This window comes from Rahnella inusitata, assembly GCF_003263515.1.
Taxonomy (GTDB): domain Bacteria; phylum Pseudomonadota; class Gammaproteobacteria; order Enterobacterales; family Enterobacteriaceae; genus Rahnella; species Rahnella inusitata.
This window is the reverse complement of the sequence record NZ_JYDE01000038.1, coordinates 1-20,285: the sequence shown is the minus strand read 5'-3', so window position 1 is coordinate 20,285 and position 20,285 is coordinate 1. Positions and strand designations below refer to the sequence as shown.

Genomic DNA, 20,285 nt, shown 5'->3' with positions numbered 1-20,285 from the left:
GTGTGTGTTATTACTTACGTTAATAAGTACACATATGAGTGAATTCGGCTTTAATCCCCCGGAGTCTGGGACCCAGAGCGGATTGCCGGCGCGTTTTATACCACAAATAACGGCCGGGCAGCAACTTTTGTTCGCCGAATTGCCCCCCTGGAAATGATAGTTTGGCAGCTAATATCAGGGCTGATACCATAAGCCACAGCTAATTATTGACGACAACGGTGTAGAAATACAGCACACCGGATGTACAAACCTGCAGGAAGACTCATGGCCATTTCAATCAAAACCCCTGAAGATATCGAAAAAATGCGCGTCGCTGGCCGTCTGGCTGCGGAAGTGCTGGAAATCATTGAGCCTCACGTCAAACCTGGCGTCAGCACCGGTGAATTGGATCGCATTTGTTCCGATCACATCGTGAATAACCAAAAAGCCATTTCTGCCTGCCTGGACTATCACGGCTTCCCGAAATCCGTCTGCATCTCCATTAACGAAGTGGTGTGTCACGGTATTCCAAGTGACGACAAAATTCTTAAAGACGGCGATATCGTCAACATCGACGTGACGGTCATTAAAGACGGTTTTCACGGCGATACCTCCAAGATGTTCATCGCAGGTAAACCGACGATCCTGGGTGAACGTCTGTGCCGCGTGACGCAGGAAAGCCTGTATCTGGCACTGCGCCTTATCAAACCGGGTATTCGTCTGCGTACCCTGGGGAAAGAGATCCAGAAGTTCGTGGAAGCTGAGAAATTTTCCGTTGTGCGCGAATACTGCGGTCACGGCATTGGGGAAGGTTTCCACGAAGAGCCTCAGGTTCTGCATTACGATGCAGACGACGGCGGCGTAGTTTTACAGGCAGGTATGGCTTTCACCGTTGAACCTATGGTCAACGCGGGTGATTTCCGCATCCGCACCATGAAAGATGGCTGGACAGTAAAAACTAAAGATCGCAGCTTGTCGGCTCAGTACGAGCATACTATTGTGGTGACTGATAACGGTTGTGAAATTATGACGCTGCGTAAGGATGACACCATCCCGGCTATTCTGACGCACGACTAACAGTTGCCGCTCTGCGAAGTGCGGATAAATCTGTCAATCAAACCGGCGAAAGCCGGTTTTTTTATCTTTAACGTGTAGGAATGGGCTGCGCATCTATGACTGAAAACTTCTCTGCTGAAAAGCGCCTGCAATCTGAACTCTCTCAGGAATTGCCGTTCGCATGCCCGCCACAGCCTGTCTCCCCTGCCGTCTATCCGGATGATGATTTAAACCGTCAGAGCCTCAAGCAACATATGGAACAGTTTCAGGGCTGGCTGGCGGATGCGTTCAATGCCGGGCTGCGTGCAGAAGAATTGGTTGATGCACGTGCGCATTTCATCGACCAGCTCCTGCAACGTCTGTGGACGTTCTACGGTTTCGACAACATTCCCGAAACCGCGATGGTTGCCGTAGGGGGCTACGGACGCGGTGAATTACACCCGCTTTCCGACATCGATGTGCTGGTACTGAGCCAGAAACGCCTCAACGATGAACAGGCGCAACGCATCGGTGAACTGATCACCCTGCTCTGGGACGTGAAGCTGGAAGTCGGGCACAGCGTTCGCACGCTGGAAGAATGCCTGCTGGAAGGGCTGGCGGATCTCACCGTCGCCACCAATCTTATTGAATCGCGTCTGATTTGCGGCGATGTTGCGCTGTTCCTCAGCATGCAGAAACACATTTTCAGCGACGGATTCTGGCCTTCGCCCAACTTCTTCCGCGCCAAAATTGAAGAGCAAAACGAACGCCATCTGCGCTATCACGGCACCAGCTACAATCTGGAACCGGATATCAAAAGCAGCCCCGGCGGCCTGCGCGATATTCACACCATTCTGTGGGTCGCGCGCCGTCACTTCGGTGCAACGTCGCTCGATGAAATGGTTGCATTTGGTTTTCTGACCAAAGCCGAGCGCAATGAGTTGCTGGAATGCCAGAGCTTCCTGTGGCGCATTCGCTTTGCCCTGCACTTAGTATTACCGCGGTATGATAACCGCCTGCTGTTCGACAGGCAGCTCAACGTCGCCCAGCTTCTGCAATATCAGGGCGAAGGCAATCAGCCGGTCGAACGCATGATGAAAGATTTCTATCGCATGACCCGCCGGGTCGGCGAGCTGAATCAGATGTTGTTACAGCTGTTTGATGAAGCGATTCTGGCGATTGGCCCGAATGAAAAGCCACGTCCTCTGGATGAGCATTTCCAGCTGCGCGGCGATCTGATCGACCTGCGTGACGAATCCCTGTTCGAACGCCAGCCGGAAACCATTATCGGCATGTTCCACCTGATGGTGCGTCACCGCGAAATCAAAGGTATTTACTCCACCACCGTGCGCCTGCTGCGTCACGCGCGACGTCATCTGAAAGAGCCGCTGTGTATGATCCCGCAGGCGCGTGAGATGTTTATGTCGATTCTGCGCCATCCGGGCGCCGTGTCGCGCGCGCTGGTGCCGATGCATCGTCATAGCGTGTTGTGGGCATATATGCCGCAGTGGGGGCAAATCGTTGGTCAGATGCAGTTCGATTTATTCCACGCTTATACCGTGGATGAGCACACCATCCGTGTGCTGCAAAAACTCGAAAGCTTCGCTCATGAAGAAACGCGCCCGAAACATCCGTTATGCGTAGAGCTCTACCCGCGCCTGCCACAGCCTGAACTCTTGCTGATGGCCGCGCTGTTCCACGATATCGCCAAAGGCCGTGGCGGCGATCACTCCATTCTCGGTGCGCAGGACGTGCTCGAGTTCGCCGAACTGCACGGATTGAACTCGCGGGAAACGCAGCTGGTGTCATGGCTGGTGCGCGTTCATTTACTGATGTCAGTGACGGCACAGCGCCGCGACATTCAGGATCCTAACGAGATCCAACAGTTTGCCGCAGAAATGCAAACCGAAGTTCGCCTGCGTTATCTGGTCAGTCTGACCGTGGCCGATATCTGCGCCACCAATGAAACCCTCTGGAACAGCTGGAAGCAAAGCCTGATACGCGAACTGTATTTCGCAACTGAAAAACAGCTGCGTCGCGGTATGCAAAATACGCCGGATCTGCGCGAACGCGTGCGCCATCACCGCCTGCAGGCACTGGCGTTGCTGCGTATGGATAATATTGACGAAGAAGCGCTGCACCGTATCTGGAGCCGCTGCCGTGCGGATTACTTCCTGCGCCACTCGCCCAATCAGCTGGCGTGGCATGCGCGACATCTGCTGGAACATGACTCCACCAAACCCCTGGTGCTGGTGAGTCGCCAGGCCACGCGCGGCGGTACGGAGATCTTCATCTGGAGCCCTGACCGCCCTTACCTGTTTGCCACGGTCGCAGGCGAGCTGGACCGGCGCAATCTGAGCATCCACGACGCACAGATTTTCACTAACCGCGATGGTATGGCGATGGACACCTTTATTGTGCTCGAACCGGACGGCAGCCCGCTGGCGCAGGATCGTCACGAAGCCATCCGTTACGCACTGGAACAGTCGATGACGCAAGCGTATCAACCACCACGCGCGCGCCGCCCTTCGCCAAAACTGCGCCATTTCAGCGTACAGACCGAGGTCAGTTTCCTGCCGACGCATACCGATCGCCGCACCTACATGGAGCTGGTCGCGCTGGATCAACCCGGCCTGCTGGCCCGCGTCGGGGAAGTCTTCTCTGATTTGGGATTATCGCTGCATGGGGCACGCATTTCGACCATCGGAGAACGGGTTGAAGATTTATTCATTCTGGCGAACTCCGAACGTCGCGCACTCGACAAGCCGACGCGTAAGGAAATCACGCGCCGATTAACCGAGGCACTCAACCCCGGCGATAAAATGTGATACAAGTACGGTTGTCTATTTAACATCACTTCAGGAAAGAGAACAGGATGCAGCAACTACAAACCGTTATTGAACAAGCCTTCGAGCGCCGTGCAGACATTACCCCGGCAAACGTAGACAGCGTAACGCGCGACGCGATCATTCAGGTCATCAACAAAATCGACAGCGGCGAACTGCGCGTGGCTGAAAAGATTAATGGCGAATGGGTAACGCATCAGTGGCTGAAGAAAGCGGTACTGCTCTCTTTCAGGATTAACGACAACCAGGTCATGGAAGGCGGTGAAAGCCGCTACTTCGATAAAGTGCCGATGAAATTCGCTGACTACGATGAAGCCCGTTTTCAGCGTGAAGGTTTCCGTGTAGTGCCACCGGCTGCCGTTCGTAAAGGCGCATTCATCGCCCGCAATACTGTGCTGATGCCCTCTTACGTTAACATCGGCGCTTACGTGGATGAAGGCACCATGGTTGATACCTGGGCGACCGTCGGTTCCTGCGCGCAGATCGGTAAAAACGTTCACCTGTCCGGCGGCGTTGGCATCGGTGGCGTACTGGAGCCGTTGCAGGCTAACCCGACCATCATCGAAGATAACTGCTTCATCGGTGCGCGCTCAGAAATCGTTGAAGGCGTGATCGTAGAAGAAGGCTCCGTGATTTCCATGGGCGTTTACATCGGCCAGAGCACCAAGATTTATGACCGCGAAACCGGTGAAGTACATTACGGCCGCGTTCCTGCGGGCTCCGTCGTGGTTTCCGGTAACCTGCCGTCTAAAGATGGCAGCTACAGCCTGTACTGCGCCGTGATCGTGAAGAAAGTGGATGCGAAAACATTAGGCAAAACCGGCCTGAATGAGCTGTTGCGTAACATCGACTAAACTGAGCAGTACTGAGAAATAGCGGGTCAATTTTTGTATTTACAACAATACCCGCTATTTTTTTATCTTGTTGATGGCAAATTGTGTCATTAATCAACGATTCGAACCGCCGTTCGGTTCATCATGATGATCAAATATTCTCCTAAACGAAGGTAGCGCTATGTATGACAATCTGAAAAGCCTGGGCATTAATAATCCCGACGATATTGATCGTTACAGCCTGCGTCAGGAGGCGAATAACGACATCCTGAAGATTTATTTCCGCAGAGATAAAGGCGAATTTTTTGCCAAAAGCGTGAAATTTAAATATCCGCGCCAGCGTAAAACCATCGTTGCTGATAATGCGGGACAAGGTTACAAAGAAATTCACGAAATCAGCGCCAACCTGCGTTATGTGATTGATGAGTTAGATCAAATCTGCCAGCGCGATCAGGTTGAAGTCGATCTTAAACGTAAAATTCTCGACGATTTACGTCATCTGGAATCCGTGGTGGCTAATAAAATTACCGAGATCGAATCTGATCTGGAAAAACTCACCAGCGGTCGTTAATTTCAATAATACATGGCCTCATTGATGCCATGCAGAAATGCAAAAAGGTCAGGTTAACTCCCCTGACCTTTTTTAATATTTGCATCGCAGTACTTTATTTCAGCAATAACGCCCACTTCTCGACCCACGGAATGGCCACCGTTTCCGGCTCCGGATTTTCCATGGCATCTATTTCCAGCAAATCGCCGATACGCGCTGCGCCCTGCTCCTGCAATAAATCATCCAGCTTATGACCGCCGCCGCAGAAATGATCGTAACTGCTGTCACCCAGCGCAATCACGCCGTAACGCAGTTCCGGCTGATAGCCAACAGTATCGCGCACCGCCGCGAACAGCGGCGCAATGCTGTCTGGCAAATCACCCTGCCCGGTCGTGGAGGTCACCACCAGAACGAAATGATGACGGTAGTACTGCCAGGCTTCCAGCGTCCCTTCTTCGAACAGCTTTACCTCGTGACCCTGGCTTTTCAGCACGGTTTCCGCTTCTTCCGCTACCAGTAACGCATTGCCGTATACTGTACCGACAAAAATTCCGACCTCTGCCATGGCTTCACTCCTGTGTCGTTCGACTTTCTCTTCGGCAAATACATCCGAAGGCTTTAAATTTGTTCACTATCCTGACCGCAAGCGGGAGCAACATCAACCCTTTCAAGCTCAGGGATTTTTCCCTGCCAGCCAAACTGTTCGACCACGCTTTGCCAGCGATTATCCCAGCGCGCCTGCAAAGACAGTAATTCACCGGTGACCGGATGTGGTAACTGCATATGACTGGCGTGCAGCATCAGGCCGGAACAGCCAAAATGCTCGGTCATTCCGCGGTTTTGCTTGAGATCACCGTGGGCACTGTCACCGATAATGGGATGACGCAGATGCGACATATGGCGACGCAGCTGATGCTTACGTCCGGTTTCCGGCTTCAGTTCAACCAGGCTGTAACGGGCCGTGTCGTAGCGGCCAATGGCGACCGGCATTTCCACCTGCGCCACCACGCGATAATGGCTGACTGCAGACTGCGGCGCTTTATCGGGATTAGCAAACTTATCGGCGATTTTATCCAGCTCTTCCGTCAGGGCGTAATCGACCGTACCGTCTTCGCTGACATAACCGCGAACTACCGCGTGATACACCTTATTCATCTGGTGATTTTCGAGCTGCTGGGACAACAACCGCGCCACGTCGCTCGACAACGCCATCAGTAACACACCCGATGTCGGCTTATCCAGGCGGTGAACGGTAAACACGTGCTGACCAATCTGATCCCGCAATGTTTGCATCACAAACACTGTTTCATGTTGATCCAGCCAACTGCGATGAACCAGCATGCCCGCAGGCTTATTCACTGCGACCAGATGTTCGTCCTGATACAAAATTTCCAGCATGTCAGTCTTCTATATTCAGTAAATCATCGAGACGTTGCAGCTGACTCAACAACATTGTTGCTTCAGGCATCGCCACTTCAAAATAAGGTGTGATGGCAAAACGGGTCGGCAACGCCGCACCGGCTTCCAGCAGGGCATACATACGGGGAACCAGCACCCATTGCAGCCATTGTTCCGCAGACATGGTATCGACTGAAAACGGCTCCTGACTTTCAAAAGCGTCCGTATCAGGTGGCGTGGCATGCCAGAGTTTAGCGTTACGCATCGCCTGTTCAATATCTTCTAAAATCTGACGAACCTGTTTTTCTGTATTCATGAGTCGCTCTCTTCGTTCAAGGCCCCGGGCAGCGTCCGCCGGGGGGCGCAAAGCATATCATTGAAGACGTGTTGTCCCAACTTTCTGCATCCGGTACGGTTGATCACTTTATCCCTTCATCCATACGTTTTTCATAGTGGCGAAAAGTGCCCGATACGGGCAAACTACCGCCACTTTTTTCTTTACAGATGTGTACCTATGTCCGCTCAACACACTCAAAAAGCACACGCAACACCCGCCAAAGCGATGCTGGCCTCCGTGACCGGCTATGCCATGGATGGCTTCGATTTACTCATTCTCGGCTTCATGCTCCCGGCCATTTCCAGCGAATTCGGTCTCAGTTCCTCGCAAAGTGGTTCACTGGTAACCTGGACCCTGATTGGCGCAGTGCTCGGCGGCGTGATTTTCGGCCCGATCAGCGATCGTTTTGGCCGTATACGCGTACTCACGTTCACTATACTGATGTTCTCAGTGTTTACCGGTTTATGCGCCTTCGCTCAGGGCTATTGGGATTTATTGATTTATCGTACCCTGGCAGGTATCGGACTCGGCGGCGAATTCGGTATTGGTATGGCATTGATCGCTGAAGCCTGGCCGGCTGAAAAGCGTAACCGCGCGTCTGCCTATGTCGGCATGGGCTGGCAACTGGGGGTGTTACTCGCCGCCTTCCTCACGCCATTATTGCTCGATGTTATCGGCTGGCGCGGTATGTTCCTGGTCGGCCTGTTACCGGCGCTGGCGTCCTTCCTGATCCGCAGGACCATGGGCGAACCGGAAGCGTTCGTGAAAAGCGCTTCCACCGACAACGGTGGTTCACTTTTTAGCCGCATAAAATTACTCTTTCGCGATAAAGCGACAACCAAAGCCAGCCTCGGTATTTTCATTTTATGCTCTGTGCAGAATTTTGGTTATTACGGCCTGATGATTTGGATGCCGAGCTACCTGTCGAAGAACTTTGGCTTCTCACTGACTAAATCGGGCTTATGGACGGCGGTGACTGTCATCGGCATGACCTTCGGCATATGGTTGTTTGGCGTCTTGTCTGACCGTTTCCCACGCTGGAAAATATTCCTGATATATCAAGTTGGTGCGGTAGTGATGGTGGTGTGTTACGCGCAGCTTTCAGATCCCACGCTGATGCTTTTTGCAGGCGCGGTGATGGGTATGTTTGTTAACGGCATGATTGGTGGTTACGGTGGGCTGATTTCCGATCTCTATCCGGTACGCGTCAGAGCGACGGCACAAAATCTGTTGTTCAACATGGGGCGTGGCGTGGGAGGTTTTGGACCACTGGTCATCGGGATGCTGGTCGCTCAGGTTTCCTTTACTGCCGCCATTACACTGCTGGCCGCCATTTACCTGCTCGATATCTTCGCGACGTTATTCCTGTTGCCAAAAAAGCAGGGTCAGGATGACGTGCTGGGGGCTATCGGCTGACCAGATGCGCTTCGGTAAGCGCCGGAGCGCTCTTGTGTTGCATCATACCTGAGATTCAGACAAAAAATTGGGGGCACTGTTTTCACAGTGCCCCCGGTTCGTTTTATAGCAATCCAGCTACCTAAGTGCTCCCTGCTCAATCCCTGAAAACTTTTCCTGCGGTTATCCTAACCTGCTATCCCTTGCATCGTCCTACTTTCATCCTGACGGTTTATCCTAAGTCATCCCGACTCGCATCCTGGTCATCTGTGACCCGCTCAGCTTCCTTTGTGAGCTCTCTTCTCCGTCCTGGAGGTGTCCCTGGTTTCGTCCTGAAACATCCTGGCATAATCCGATGCCGTCCTGACTCACCCTGAGTCGTCCCCTGCTTTATGAAACAGCCATCATCCTGATGTTCTGTTTCATGCTTCCTTTCTGCACGACTAGAATCGTTGATTTCGGCCTCTCAGGCAAGACAGGCTGTAAGCCACAATAGACGGGTGTAAGCCTGACGGGAGGGGAAATAAGAGTTAACATATTGAATTAAAATGGTTTGACTGTTTTAAGTCGAAAAAAACTAAGCCAAATTGGCGAGATCTCTTACAACCTTTGTGAGAGATCTCTCACACGCGTGTGAGCCATTTGTGCGCTGGAGGTATGCTTTCAGAAACGACGATCAGGCGGGGTGAACAGCGGTCAGCATTGTAAGGAATTCTGACAACGATGGCGAGAGTATCGTTCTTTTTTTGCTGCCGAACTGTTCCAGAAAAACATTGCCGGTCACATTACACAAGGAAACCAAATCCAACTCTGAATCGGTCGTCGCCAGAAAGACCGTCGGCGTCAGCTTCAGACGTTTTTGTGTCACCAGATGACCAATCAGGTTTTCCTGCAAGCGGGTGAAATCTTCCAGGCTCCAGACCTGCAGCAGCGTCAATGCATTGCCCTGCCATTCGGCGGTCATGTCGCCGGCAAATTGCGTGGTGTAAAACTGATGAGCTTCCGGGCGCAACTGCAGTTCCATCGCGCGCTCGACATTTTCCAGCGTACTTTCAGGGCTGAAGATTTGCGTCAGCCAGAACACTTTGTCTTCGTCGGTTTTCACAACACAAGGGGATTCCACGCCAAACAAGGCCTCACTCGACGGTGGCATGCCAGTTTCCTGCTGCCATAGATCGACATAACGCTGAGTAAATTCACGCAATGCTACAGAAACTTCAGACTCCATAATTCTCTCATCTTCAGGTAAGGCTGGGTTAAACTAGTCATTATTCTCTATTGTACCGATCTCTTAGCAAGGTGACAGCATGTCCTCTTATCAGGATAACCCCGCACTGGCGCAACTCACGCTGGGCAAAAGCACGGCTTACGTCGATCACTACGATGCTTCTTTGTTACAAGCCGTTCCCCGCAGTATGAACCGTGAACCGCTGGGCCTGTTCCCGGATACCCTGCCCTTTCATGGCGCAGACATCTGGACGCTTTACGAACTCTCATGGCTCAATGCCAAAGGGTTGCCGCAGGTCGCCGTCGGCGAAATCAGTCTGAATGCTGACAGCCAAAATCTGATTGAATCCAAAAGCTTTAAACTTTACCTCAACAGCTTCAACCAGACAGTATTTCCTGACTGGCAGGCCGTCCAGGAAACCTTAACGCGGGATTTGAGCGCTTGTGCACAGGGCAATGTGACGGTCACCATCAGCCGCCTGTCTGACATTGAAGGCTCACCGGTCGGACATTTCTCGGGAGAGTGTATTGACGATCAGGATATCGAAATCGACAGCTACGAATTCAGCACCGGCTATCTGGCAGAGGCCGCTGGCGATGAAATCGTTGAAGAATCACTGGTCAGCCATCTGCTCAAATCCAACTGCCTGATCACTCACCAGCCAGACTGGGGGTCGGTGCAGATCCAGTATCGTGGTCCGAAAATCGATCGCGAAGCCCTGTTGCGTTATGTGGTGTCATTCCGCCATCACAACGAATTCCACGAACAGTGCGTTGAGCGAATTTTCAACGATATTCTGCGTTTTTGTCAGCCGGAGAAACTCGCCGTGTACGCCCGCTATACCCGTCGCGGCGGTCTGGACATCAATCCGTGGCGGTCTAACTTCCCGTTTGAACCTGCAACCGCGAGACTCGTCAGGCAATAATGCGAGGCATTGCTCAAGTTTTGCGCTAACGCTCTGTGAGCATTGGTAAAAGCCTGACGACAAGGTTACTGTTAAATCAGAAGGAGATGACGGGCAAACCTGCACCGATCATCCTTTCTGTTAACAGATAATTGTTTTTGTTTGCCCAACGCTTTGCGACGCAAAAAACATGATCCGAAAAATCATGCACGGCGCCCGGCAGCAGAAATAATCACAGCACCGATTGGTGTCAAGGAGCAACTTTGATTACACATATCAGCCCGTTGGGCTCCATGGATTTGTTGTCGCAGTTGGAAGTCGACATGCTCAAGCGCACCGCGAGCAGCGACTTGTACCGTCTTTTCCGAAATTGCTCACTGGCCGTCCTCAACAGCGGCAGTCAGACCGACAGCAGTAAAGAACTCCTCGAACGTTACGAAAGCTTTGATATTAACGTGCTGCGCCGCGAGCGTGGCGTGAAACTCGAACTGGTCAATCCGCCGGAAGATGCCTTTGTCGATGGACGGATCATCCGTTCATTGCAAGCAAACCTGTTCGCCGTGTTGCGAGATATCCTGTTCGTTAATGCGCAAATCGCCAGTAATCCCCGCTTTGAAAACTTCAACAGTGACAATGCGGCGCACCTCACCAATATGGTGTTCTCCATTTTACGCAACGCCCGCGCACTCCATCTGGATGAAGATCCGAATATGGTTGTTTGCTGGGGCGGGCACTCCATCAATGAGGTGGAATATCAGTATGCCCGCAACGTCGGCAGCCAGCTCGGCCTGCGTGAACTGAACATCTGCACCGGCTGCGGCCCTGGCGCAATGGAAGCACCGATGAAAGGTGCTGCCGTCGGTCATGCGCAGCAACGTTACAAAGCAGGTCGTTTCATCGGCATGACTGAACCTTCCATTATTGCTGCGGAACCGCCAAATCCGCTGGTCAATGAACTGATCATCATGCCGGATATCGAAAAGCGCCTTGAAGCCTTTGTTCGTATCGCTCACGGAATTATCATCTTCCCCGGCGGCGTCGGAACGGCGGAGGAATTGCTGTATCTGCTGGGTATTCTGATGGATCCGCAAAACAGCGATCAGGTATTACCGCTGATCCTGACCGGCCCGAAAGAGAGCGCAGATTACTTCCACGTGCTCGATGCGTTCATTAAATCAACGCTGGGCGAGGATGCCGCTAAGTTCTACACCATCATCGTGGACGATCCGACAGAAGTCGCCCGTCAGATGAAACGTGCAATGCCACTGGTGAAAGAAAATCGCCGTAACAGCGGCGATGCTTACAGTTTCAATTGGTCAATTCGCATTGCGCCTGACTTACAGCATCCGTTCGAGCCAAACCATGAAAACATGGCGAACCTGAACCTTTATCCGAACCAGCCGCCACAGGAACTGGCCGCCGCACTGCGCCGCGCTTTCTCCGGTATTGTGGCCGGAAACGTTAAAGAGTTTGGTATTCACGCTATCGAACAACACGGGCGCTTTAAACTGCACGGCGATCCGGCGTTAATGAAGAAAATGGACAGTCTGTTGCAAGGCTTCGTCGCACAGCACCGCATGAAATTGCCGGGCAGTGCGTATATTCCTTGCTATGAAATTTGTGCCTGATGTTAAGGGTACGCGTTTAAAGCAGATTTCAGGGCGACGAGATGTCGCCCTGTTTATTATGGAGAGTGGATTATGGAGTTTGTCGATGGCGATACATCTGCTGATTATTGATGCCCTGAACCTGATCCGCCGTATTCACGCGGTGCAAGGTTCGCCTTGTCTGATAACCTGTCAGAATGCGATTGGACAACTGATTCAACATACTCAGCCAACCCATGCGGTAGCAGTTTTCGATGAAGACGATCGCGCCGACAGCTGGCGTCATCAGTGTCTGCCTGATTACAAAGCCGGACGCTCGCCGATGCCGGATAACCTTTTCGCCGAAATGCCCAGCCTGAAGGCCGGGTTTGAAGCACTCGGGATCACCTGCTGGCATTCCGCCGGCAACGAAGCCGACGATTTAGCCGCCACGCTGGCGGACAAAGTGTCATCCGGCGGACATCAGGTGACCATCGTTTCGACCGACAAAGGTTATTGCCAACTGCTGGCTCCTAACGTGCAAATTCGCGATTACTTCCAGAAGCGCTGGCTGGATATGCCATTTGTGCGTGAGACCTTCGGCGTTCTGCCGCATCAGCTCACCGATTACTGGGGACTGGCCGGGATCAGCAGCAGCAAAATTCCGGGCGTGCCGGGGATTGGCCCCAAAACCGCCGTGACCTTGCTGACGCAGGCCGGTTCACTGGATGCGCTGTATGACAATCTCAGCGGCGTGCCGGAAAAGTGGCAGTCTAAATTGCAGGAGCACCGTGAACTGGCTTATGTCTGTAAACGGGTTTCTACACTGCAAACTGATATTGTGCTCGACGGAAATTTGCAGCAACTGCGTCTGCCGTAATCCAAACACATGACCAAAAGCCAAAGAAAAAGGCGCTTCCCGAAGAAAGCGCCTTTTCATATTTCACTTCACATCAATTTTCATTCAATGAACATCAATGATCGCGTTCATCGCGACGGCCACCGATGGCTGACCAGAAACGACGAATATGCACTGTCACTTCCTCACGGTCATGATAAAGCTGCTTGGCAAAGATCTCAGCGTTAACGCCGTTTTCTTTCAGGCGCTCATCAAGGCGCGCAAGAATGTTAGACACTTCTTCGTAGCGCTTCTTCATCGGTAATTTCAGGTTGAAGATCGCTTCACGACACCAGCCGTTGACCAGCCAGTCACACATCAGTGCAGCCACTTTCGCCGGTTTTTCTACCATGTCGCACACCAGCCAGTAGTTCTTGGTACTGGTCGATTTGTAGCGGAAGCCATCTTCACGCAGGTGAACAACCTGACCGGTTTCCATCAGGCTTGGTGCCATCGGTCCGTTATCAATCGCGGTGACCATCATGCTGCGTTGCACCAGCTGATAAGTCCAGCCGCCGGGGCAGGCACCCAGATCCGTCGCATACATTCCGCTCGCCAGACGCTCTTCCCACTCATCAGCAGGAATGAAGACGTGGAATGCTTCTTCCAGCTTCAGCGTAGAACGGCTTGGCGCTTCAGAAGGGAATTTAAGGCGATGAATCCCCATATAATACGGAGAATTATTATTGCTGTAGGAGTAGCCGACGTAGCAGCAACCCGATGCAATAAAGAACACGTGCACGACCGGGCGAAGCGGATTTTCACGTTTGCCCAAAATGCGGCGTTCACGCATGGCGGTACGCAGTGGCACCGTCAATTTGCGACAGAACTTGGTCAGTTCTTTGCTTTCATTAGTATCCGGCACTTCCACGCGCAGTTCACCGCCGTTGGTGATAACGTTTTGTACCATACCGACGATCGGCGAAACACGATCTTCAGGCGGTAAGTCTTTGAGTAACTCGCCCACGACGATCAGCTGTCGGGCAAAGATCAGACTGCGGAACGGCAGTTCTTTTGCAATACGATCGGCGTCGTCAGGCTGATAACATTCAAACAGCACATAACCGCTGTTATCTTTTACACGGGCAAAACCGAAGATTTCCATCTTCGCGGCTTTGTCCGTAATTTCTGCTGCACATTCTTTTTCAAAACCCTGACGGCAGTAGAGAGCAACTTTATTCATGGCGTTCGGCCTTTTTCTTCAGGCGCAATGCGCCGATCAACATCAAAATCCAACCGACCAGAAACAAGGTACCGCCAATCGGAGTCACATAAGCAAATAAACGGAGGTGCGACAGCGCCAGACAATAAAGGCTGCCGCTGAATAATACGGTTCCCAGCGCCAGAAACGCGCTGCTCCAGTAGAACCACACATTACGCTGACGCTGCATCGCAACGCCTAAAATCATCACCGCCAGCGTGTGAATACTTTGGTAGGTCAGGCCGGTGTGGATCCAGGCCAGTTCGGCTTCTCCCAGCGACTGACTCAGTACGTGCGCACCGAAGGCACCAAACGCCACATAGATAAAACCGCTGATCGCGGCGAAGATCAGCATTGAACGACTGGTCATTATACGTTACCTGTTATCGTTGTTTAATGATGAAAACTTTGAATAATCAGTCTCATCAGTACGTTCATGTCCATCAGTTTCTGGTATTCAGACCTCAGGCCTGATCAAACCGAAAGCGCAGTTTTTCCTGCTCGCTGGCTGCACGCGCAAGGATCCACTGGCGAAAGGCGGCTATTTTACCCAGTTCTGCCTGACTGTCATGACAAACCAGATAAAAAGCGTTTTTACTGACTAAAACCTCGTTGAAAGGACATACCAGACGACCGGCTTCTATTTCAGTTTGCGCCATCACGTTATTCACCAGCGCCACCCCCTGCCCGTGAACGGCGGCCTGCACCACCATCGCACTGTGGCTGAATATCGGCCCCTGCTGCACATTCACCTGTTGCAGCCCCAGCTGTTTGGTGTAAGCCAGCCAGTCGCGGCGGGACGCATCGTGCAGCAAAGTGTGATGCCCGAGATCGGCAGGTTCTTTCAGCAAATTATCGCCCATCAGTAAAGACGGAGAACAAACAGGGATTAAATACTCCGCGTATAAACGTTCGGCGCGCAGGCCCGGCCAGTTGCCGCGCCCATGGAAAATCGCCACGTCCACGTCGTCAGACAATTTGTCCTCCTCGCGGTCTACAGCCTGAATCCGCACATCGATACCCGGATAAGCTGAGTTAAAGCCAGACAATCTTGGCACCAGCCATTGGATAGCAAAGCTCGGCGGCAAACTGACCGTCAGCGCACCTTTCGCACTCCGCGCCTGAAGTTTGCGCGTCGCTTCATTTAACGAGGAGAATATCTCTTTGATATCCAGATAATAGCTCTGCCCTTCTTCGGTCAGTAACAAAGAGCGATTACGGCGACGAAACAGTTTTAGCCCCAAAAAGTCTTCAAGTGACTTAATCTGGTGGCTAACAGCAGCCTGCGTGACGAACAATTCCTCTGCCGCTTTAGTAAAACTAAGGTGGCGCGCTGCGGCGTCAAACACACGCAGTGAGTTAAGAGGCGGTAAACGTTTTGACATAGATAGGATACTTCTTGTGTGCCGGTCAGCGGGACGCCTGTCCGTGGCTCTGGATATTAGTTTTTTTAATCCGAGACATTATAATTTGTCCGTTGAGGATGTACAGGCAAAAACCTATAGTGGCGCCACTTCCTGAGCCGGAACGAAAAGTAGATTGGTATGAGGATGCTGAAATACTTTTGGCTTGTGGTTGTGATGTTGTGTTTGCAATTGTCCGGCAATCCGGACTCGTAGCTTGAATGCTACAAACTTTTCACTTCCTGTACATTACCCTGTCTGTCCAAAGTGATTTTTTAGCACCGCATTTTGCGGTGCTTTTTTTTGTCCGGATTTCAGCAATCCCGCACCGTACAAATGTGACAAAACCGGCTACGTCGCATACGTATCCGGTTTTGTCGTGAGGCGCAGTGAGGTTACCCGAAGGTGGTGTCACTCAGGGGATTATTTCCCTTCAGCCATCTCTTTCACTTCAGACTTATTGATCTGCTGCTTGTTGCCATACGCATCGGTATAACTGATCATACCGGTATCACTGTCGGTGCTTGGTTTGCCTTCAGCAACGATAGTACGGCCATCGTTGGTGTGCATCACATAGTTGCTCGAACAGGCGGCAAGTGTAGTGGTCAGCAGTGCGGCTGAAATTACGGCGACGATCTTTTTCATTGTAGACTCCTTGCAGATTAAAATGCTTTCAATTCCCGGGAAGCCCCCAGGGTAATGCGTCTAGTCTTCGTAATTCAGCATAACAAACCTCTGGTATATTTCCAGGTAACCATTCCTAAAATGAATAGATGGTTTGCACAAACGGAAAGTTTGTACTCTTTACCCCGTAGCCGAAGGATTTGATCTTGCATGACTGACTTTAACGCCGCTGATTTTCGTCAATGTTTCCCCGCGCTCTCGCAGGGACAGTGCTATCTCGACAGCGCCGCCACCGCCCTGAAACCACAGGCGGTTATCGACGCCACCGTGAATTTTTATTCACAGGATGGCGCGACGGTTCACCGCAGTCAGCACCACGCGGCGCAAACGCTGACTCAGGAATACGAGCAGGCACGCGCTCTGGCGGCGGAATGGATTAATGCCCCCCGCCCTGCCGATATCATCTGGACACGCGGCACCACGGAATCCATTAATCTGGTGGCACAAAGCTATTTACGCCCGAAGCTGCAGGCCGGTGATGAAATTATTGTCAGTCAGGCAGAGCACCACGCAAACCTGATCCCATGGTTAATGCTGGCGAATCAGTGTCATGCGCATGTCATCACGCTGCCGGCGGATAAGCTCGGCCTTCCCGATATCAATGCGCTCCCGGCCCTGCTTAACGCCCGCACGCGACTGCTGGCTGTCACGCAAATGTCCAACGTCACCGGTGCAATGCCCGATCTTGCGCGTGCGATTGAACTGGCACATGCCAACGGCACGCCGGTTCTGGTGGATGGCGCACAAGGCGTCGTGCATTCGCCGCCTGATGTCCGGCAGCTTGACGTCGATTTCTATGCTTTTTCCGGCCACAAACTGTATGGCCCGACGGGTATCGGCGTGCTGTACGGAAAATCCGAATTACTCGACAGCATGGATCCGTGGCACGGCGGCGGGAAAATGCTGACGAGGGCGTCGATGTCTGACTTTACACCGCAGGCGGTGCCGCATCGTTTTGAAGCCGGCACACCGAATATTGCCGGTGTGATAGGTATGGCGGCCGCGCTGAAATGGCTGAAAACGGTGGATCTGCCCTCCGCTGAACGCTATGCGCAAAATCTGGCATCGTTGGCGGAAGAGCAGCTCTCGCAACTTAACGGTTTTCGCAGTTTCCGCACTCAGAATGCATCGCTGCTGGCCTTCGATATCGCCGGAGTGCATCACAGCGATCTGGTGACATTGCTGGCGGAGCAAGGCATCGCACTGCGCGCCGGACAACATTGTGCGCAACCGCTGATGGCTGCATTGGGCATCAGCGGAACATTACGTGCATCTTTCGCGCCTTATAATAATGAGCAGGACGTCACCCGCCTGACCGCTGCGGTAAAATATGCCCTCAGCCTGCTAGCCGATTAATTTATTTGAGAAACACGTTTTTTGAGGAATACGATGCACACGCCACACCCTTTTGGACATGAGATCACCGAAGCCTCGCTGACGGAAAAATTTGCCACATTCCGCCAGTGGGAAGATCGCTATCGTCAGTTAATCCTGCTGGCAAAATCTCTGCCACCGCTGGATGCGTCACTGAAACTGCCGGAAAACGAGCTGTCGGGATGCGAAAACCGGGTCTGGCTGGGCGCTGAGAAATCAGAAAAAGGGACAATGCATTTCTACGGCGACAGCGAAGGAAGGATCGTCAAAGGTTTGCTGGCCGTGCTGCTGACGGCGGTAGAAGGCAAAACGCCAGACGAGATCCTGAACCGGGATCCGCTGGCATTGTTTGATATTTTAGGTCTCCGGGAACAGCTAAGCACCAGCCGCGCCAGCGGACTGAATGCGCTGGCAGAAGGCGTATTACGTCTTGCCCGTCAGGCAGCCTGAGCCTGACGAATCTGTTTCGCCATCATCTTTTTAAGCACATGGGAAACCGCGACAAAACCGAAGGTGGCGGTGACCATCGTCGCCGCACCAAACCCTGACGCACAGTCCATACGCTTTGGCCCTTCCGCAGTGGCGCGTGACGCACAGACAGAACCGTCGGCCTGCGGGTACATCAGCGGTTCGCTGGAAAATACGCAGTCGATCCCCAGTTTACCTTTACTGTTTTTCGCCACATTGAAATCGTTTTTCAGACGCTCACGCAGCTTCGCCGCAAGCGGATCCTGAATGGTTTTTGCCAGATCGACAACCGCGATCTGGGTCGGATCAATCTGCCCGCCCGCACCGCCGGTGGTCACGACAGGAATTTTGAAGCGGCGACAATACGCAAGTAATGCTGCTTTCGGGCGCACGCTGTCGATGGCGTCAATCACGTAGCTAAACCCTCTATCGAGCATCTCCGCGACGTTATCCGGCGTAATGAAATCGTCGATGCAGGTTACCTGGCATTCCGGATTAATCGCCAGAATACGCTGAGCCATTACCTCTGTTTTCGCCTGCCCGACGTTTTCACGCAGCGCGTGGATCTGCCGGTTGGTATTGGTGACGCACACGTCATCCATATCGATGAGCGTGATCGCGCCGATGCCGGTTCGGGCCAGCGCCTCAGCCGCCCAGGAACCCACTCCGCCGATACCAATCACGCAAACATGTGCCTGCGAAAACAACGCCAGTGCCTGCTGACCATAAAGACGTGCAGTGCCGCCAAAGCGTTGCTGGTATGCGTCGGAGTATGTTGCTGTCATGACCTTCTGAACCTCAGTACGTGTCGAAAACTTAATTTGGCTGGGCATACGCAGTGAACAGCGGTTTGCCATTTGGCGCTGATTTTAACACCCAGACGCGGCCATAGTGGTTATAAAATCCGGCGGCATGCCCGGCATCAGTACCAATCCCCTGATACATATCGAAATGTTGTCCTTTAATCGCGCCGCCAACGTCCAGCGCCACCATCAGACGCATGTGGTATTTACCGGTGAACTTACCTTTATCGTTAAGCTCCGGCACTTCCGCCAGCAAAGTGCTTCCGGCCGGGATCAGCGAACGGTCAGACGCTACGGACGCTTTGGCAATCAATGGCACGCCGCTCGCACCGCGGACAGGTGCAAATGGTTCCGGCTTGAAGAAGACGAACGAGGGATTTTGCTCCAGCAACTCGCGCACTTCGGCGGCGCTGTGCGAATCGGCCCACTGGCGGATGGCCTGCATGGACATATTTTCACGCGCCACTTCACCACGGTCGATCAACACTTTACCAATACTGCGGTAAGCGTGGCCATTTTTGCCCGCATACCCAAAGAACATATAAGGACGGCCATCGCCGTAATCGACATAGCCGCTACCCTGTACTTCCATCATGAAGTTATCCATCAGGGAGTTGGTCCAGGCCACGACGTAATTTTCGCTCAATGCGCCCGAATAAATGGACGCGCGATCCGGCAGGCGACCGCGTTTTGGCGGCATGCGGTACAGCGGATACTGGAATTCGCCCTGACGGGTATAACGCGCCTGAACCACCGGCGTGTAATAGCCGGTCAGCTGGACGTTACCGAAGTTATCGGCACCTTCCATCTGATAAGCACTGATTCCGTACTGGCTAAGGTTGCGGGTATCGGCACCTGAACGCAGCCATTGCTGAACGGCCTGAAACGTCGAATTGTTTCTGCCATATAAGGAAGAAGAGGCAATTTGCACGGCGGCGACCTGATTGGAGTAATCAAGGGCATTTACAGGTTTGCCTGTCGCATTCGGCTCATTGACGTATTCCAGCGCGTTTTCCAGCCGCCCATCCTTATACTGCTGACCCCGGTCGGTCGGGCGCGAGGAACAACCTGCAAGCACCGCAATTACCAAACCACCCAGCAGATATTTACTCCAACGTCCTTTCATTATTGCCGCGCTCTCTTACTTTCAGGGGAAATGACAGGCGAAACGATAACAAACGGCCTATCAGAAAGGAATTGCCCTGGCCGAAAAAAGTGCCCTCAGCCAAATTGGGTATAAAACAGCAACGATATGTGTAAAAAGCCAGCAACTAAGTGCTTTGTTTGAATAAATTCAAATAAAGGGTTGCGCGAAATCTCATGGGGAGTATAGTTCGCCTCCATCGGACGCGGGGTGGAGCAG

At 52.6% G+C, this 20,285-nt stretch carries 20 protein-coding genes; 10 read left to right on the top strand and 10 right to left on the bottom strand.

Going from position 1 to position 20,285, the window contains the following annotated elements; translation table 11 throughout:
- The first annotated feature begins 264 nt into the window (after positions 1–264).
- The 4 genes from map to TU92_RS19680 all read left to right on the top strand — a co-directional run bounded on the left by map (position 265) and on the right by TU92_RS19680 (position 5,264).
- A complete protein-coding gene (gene map, locus TU92_RS19695) occupies positions 265–1,056 on the top strand; it encodes a type I methionyl aminopeptidase (RefSeq protein WP_112168864.1) in 792 nt (263 codons plus the stop codon).
- A gap of 95 nt (positions 1,057–1,151) precedes the next feature.
- Positions 1,152–3,842 carry a bifunctional uridylyltransferase/uridylyl-removing protein GlnD gene (gene glnD, locus TU92_RS19690; protein WP_112168863.1) on the top strand — a complete coding sequence of 897 codons (2,691 nt, stop codon included), beginning with the start codon at positions 1,152–1,154 and terminating at the stop codon, positions 3,840–3,842.
- A 47-nt stretch (positions 3,843–3,889) separates the two neighbouring features.
- Entirely contained in the window at positions 3,890–4,714 is an 825-nt protein-coding gene (gene dapD, locus TU92_RS19685; RefSeq protein WP_112168862.1) for a 2,3,4,5-tetrahydropyridine-2,6-dicarboxylate N-succinyltransferase, read from the top strand.
- Between the two features lie 160 nt (positions 4,715–4,874).
- Positions 4,875–5,264 carry a DUF3461 family protein gene (locus TU92_RS19680; RefSeq protein ID WP_112168861.1) on the top strand — a complete coding sequence of 130 codons (390 nt, stop codon included), beginning with the start codon at positions 4,875–4,877 and terminating at the stop codon, positions 5,262–5,264.
- Positions 5,265–5,358: 94 nt separating this feature from the next.
- Here the strand turns inward: TU92_RS19680 and TU92_RS19675 are convergent, their stop codons facing one another.
- The 3 genes from TU92_RS19675 to TU92_RS19665 are packed head-to-tail and all read right to left on the bottom strand — an operon-like array spanning position 5,359 to position 6,957.
- Complete coding sequence (locus TU92_RS19675; protein ID WP_112168860.1) at positions 5,359–5,808, bottom strand: flavodoxin; 450 nt, start codon at positions 5,806–5,808, stop codon at positions 5,359–5,361.
- 53 nt (positions 5,809–5,861) lie between these two features.
- Positions 5,862–6,641 carry a tRNA pseudouridine(65) synthase TruC gene (truC, locus tag TU92_RS19670; RefSeq protein WP_112168859.1) on the bottom strand — a complete coding sequence of 260 codons (780 nt, stop codon included), beginning with the start codon at positions 6,639–6,641 and terminating at the stop codon, positions 5,862–5,864.
- 1 nt (position 6,642) lies between these two features.
- Positions 6,643–6,957, bottom strand: a complete 315-nt coding sequence (locus TU92_RS19665) for a YqcC family protein (protein WP_112168858.1) — start codon at positions 6,955–6,957, stop codon at positions 6,643–6,645.
- A 198-nt stretch (positions 6,958–7,155) separates the two neighbouring features.
- Between TU92_RS19665 and TU92_RS19660 the strand changes: the two genes are divergently transcribed.
- Complete coding sequence (locus TU92_RS19660; RefSeq protein ID WP_112168857.1) at positions 7,156–8,394, top strand: MFS transporter; 1,239 nt, start codon at positions 7,156–7,158, stop codon at positions 8,392–8,394.
- 655 nt (positions 8,395–9,049) lie between these two features.
- On the opposite strand, the gene syd is transcribed toward TU92_RS19660, so the two are convergent.
- Positions 9,050–9,601, bottom strand: a complete 552-nt coding sequence (gene syd, locus TU92_RS19655; RefSeq protein WP_112168856.1) for a SecY-interacting protein — start codon at positions 9,599–9,601, stop codon at positions 9,050–9,052.
- 79 nt (positions 9,602–9,680) lie between these two features.
- Between syd and queF the strand changes: the two genes are divergently transcribed.
- From queF to xni, 3 genes are all read left to right on the top strand, one after another.
- A complete protein-coding gene (gene queF, locus TU92_RS19650; RefSeq protein ID WP_112168855.1) occupies positions 9,681–10,526 on the top strand; it encodes an NADPH-dependent 7-cyano-7-deazaguanine reductase QueF in 846 nt (281 codons plus the stop codon).
- A gap of 242 nt (positions 10,527–10,768) precedes the next feature.
- A complete protein-coding gene (gene ppnN, locus TU92_RS19645; RefSeq protein ID WP_112168854.1) occupies positions 10,769–12,133 on the top strand; it encodes a nucleotide 5'-monophosphate nucleosidase PpnN in 1,365 nt (454 codons plus the stop codon).
- 85 nt (positions 12,134–12,218) lie between these two features.
- Positions 12,219–12,971 (top strand): flap endonuclease Xni, encoded by a 753-nt coding sequence (gene xni, locus TU92_RS19640; RefSeq protein ID WP_112168853.1) that lies wholly within the window; start codon positions 12,219–12,221, stop codon positions 12,969–12,971.
- A gap of 94 nt (positions 12,972–13,065) precedes the next feature.
- Here the strand turns inward: xni and rlmM are convergent, their stop codons facing one another.
- The 4 genes from rlmM to TU92_RS19620 all read right to left on the bottom strand — a co-directional run bounded on the left by rlmM (position 13,066) and on the right by TU92_RS19620 (position 16,238).
- Positions 13,066–14,172, bottom strand: coding sequence for a 23S rRNA (cytidine(2498)-2'-O)-methyltransferase RlmM (gene rlmM, locus TU92_RS19635; protein ID WP_112168852.1), 1,107 nt, complete (start codon positions 14,170–14,172; stop codon positions 13,066–13,068).
- Positions 14,165–14,560, bottom strand: a complete 396-nt coding sequence (locus TU92_RS19630; protein ID WP_112168851.1) for a DUF423 domain-containing protein — start codon at positions 14,558–14,560, stop codon at positions 14,165–14,167. Before TU92_RS19630 ends, rlmM begins: the two co-directional genes overlap by 8 nt.
- Before the next feature lie 94 nt (positions 14,561–14,654).
- Positions 14,655–15,575 carry a transcriptional regulator GcvA gene (locus TU92_RS19625; protein ID WP_112168850.1) on the bottom strand — a complete coding sequence of 307 codons (921 nt, stop codon included), beginning with the start codon at positions 15,573–15,575 and terminating at the stop codon, positions 14,655–14,657.
- 441 nt (positions 15,576–16,016) lie between these two features.
- Positions 16,017–16,238 carry a YgdI/YgdR family lipoprotein gene (locus tag TU92_RS19620; RefSeq protein WP_056781782.1) on the bottom strand — a complete coding sequence of 74 codons (222 nt, stop codon included), beginning with the start codon at positions 16,236–16,238 and terminating at the stop codon, positions 16,017–16,019.
- Positions 16,239–16,427: 189 nt separating this feature from the next.
- Here TU92_RS19620 and csdA point away from each other — a divergent pair, with 189 nt between their 5' ends.
- Both csdA and csdE read left to right on the top strand, forming a co-directional pair.
- Entirely contained in the window at positions 16,428–17,633 is a 1,206-nt protein-coding gene (csdA, locus tag TU92_RS19615) for a cysteine desulfurase CsdA (RefSeq protein ID WP_112168849.1), read from the top strand.
- A gap of 33 nt (positions 17,634–17,666) precedes the next feature.
- Complete coding sequence (csdE, locus tag TU92_RS19610; protein WP_112168848.1) at positions 17,667–18,101, top strand: cysteine desulfurase sulfur acceptor subunit CsdE; 435 nt, start codon at positions 17,667–17,669, stop codon at positions 18,099–18,101.
- Here csdE and tcdA read toward each other — a convergent pair.
- Complete coding sequence (gene tcdA, locus TU92_RS19605) at positions 18,089–18,904, bottom strand: tRNA cyclic N6-threonylcarbamoyladenosine(37) synthase TcdA (RefSeq protein WP_112168847.1); 816 nt, start codon at positions 18,902–18,904, stop codon at positions 18,089–18,091. The two genes, csdE and tcdA, sit on opposite strands and share 13 nt — an antisense overlap.
- A 31-nt stretch (positions 18,905–18,935) precedes the next feature.
- On the bottom strand, positions 18,936–20,048 hold the full coding sequence (gene mltA / locus TU92_RS19600; protein ID WP_112168846.1) for a murein transglycosylase A: 1,113 nt from the start codon (positions 20,046–20,048) through the stop codon (positions 18,936–18,938).
- Positions 20,049–20,285 lie beyond the last annotated feature (237 nt).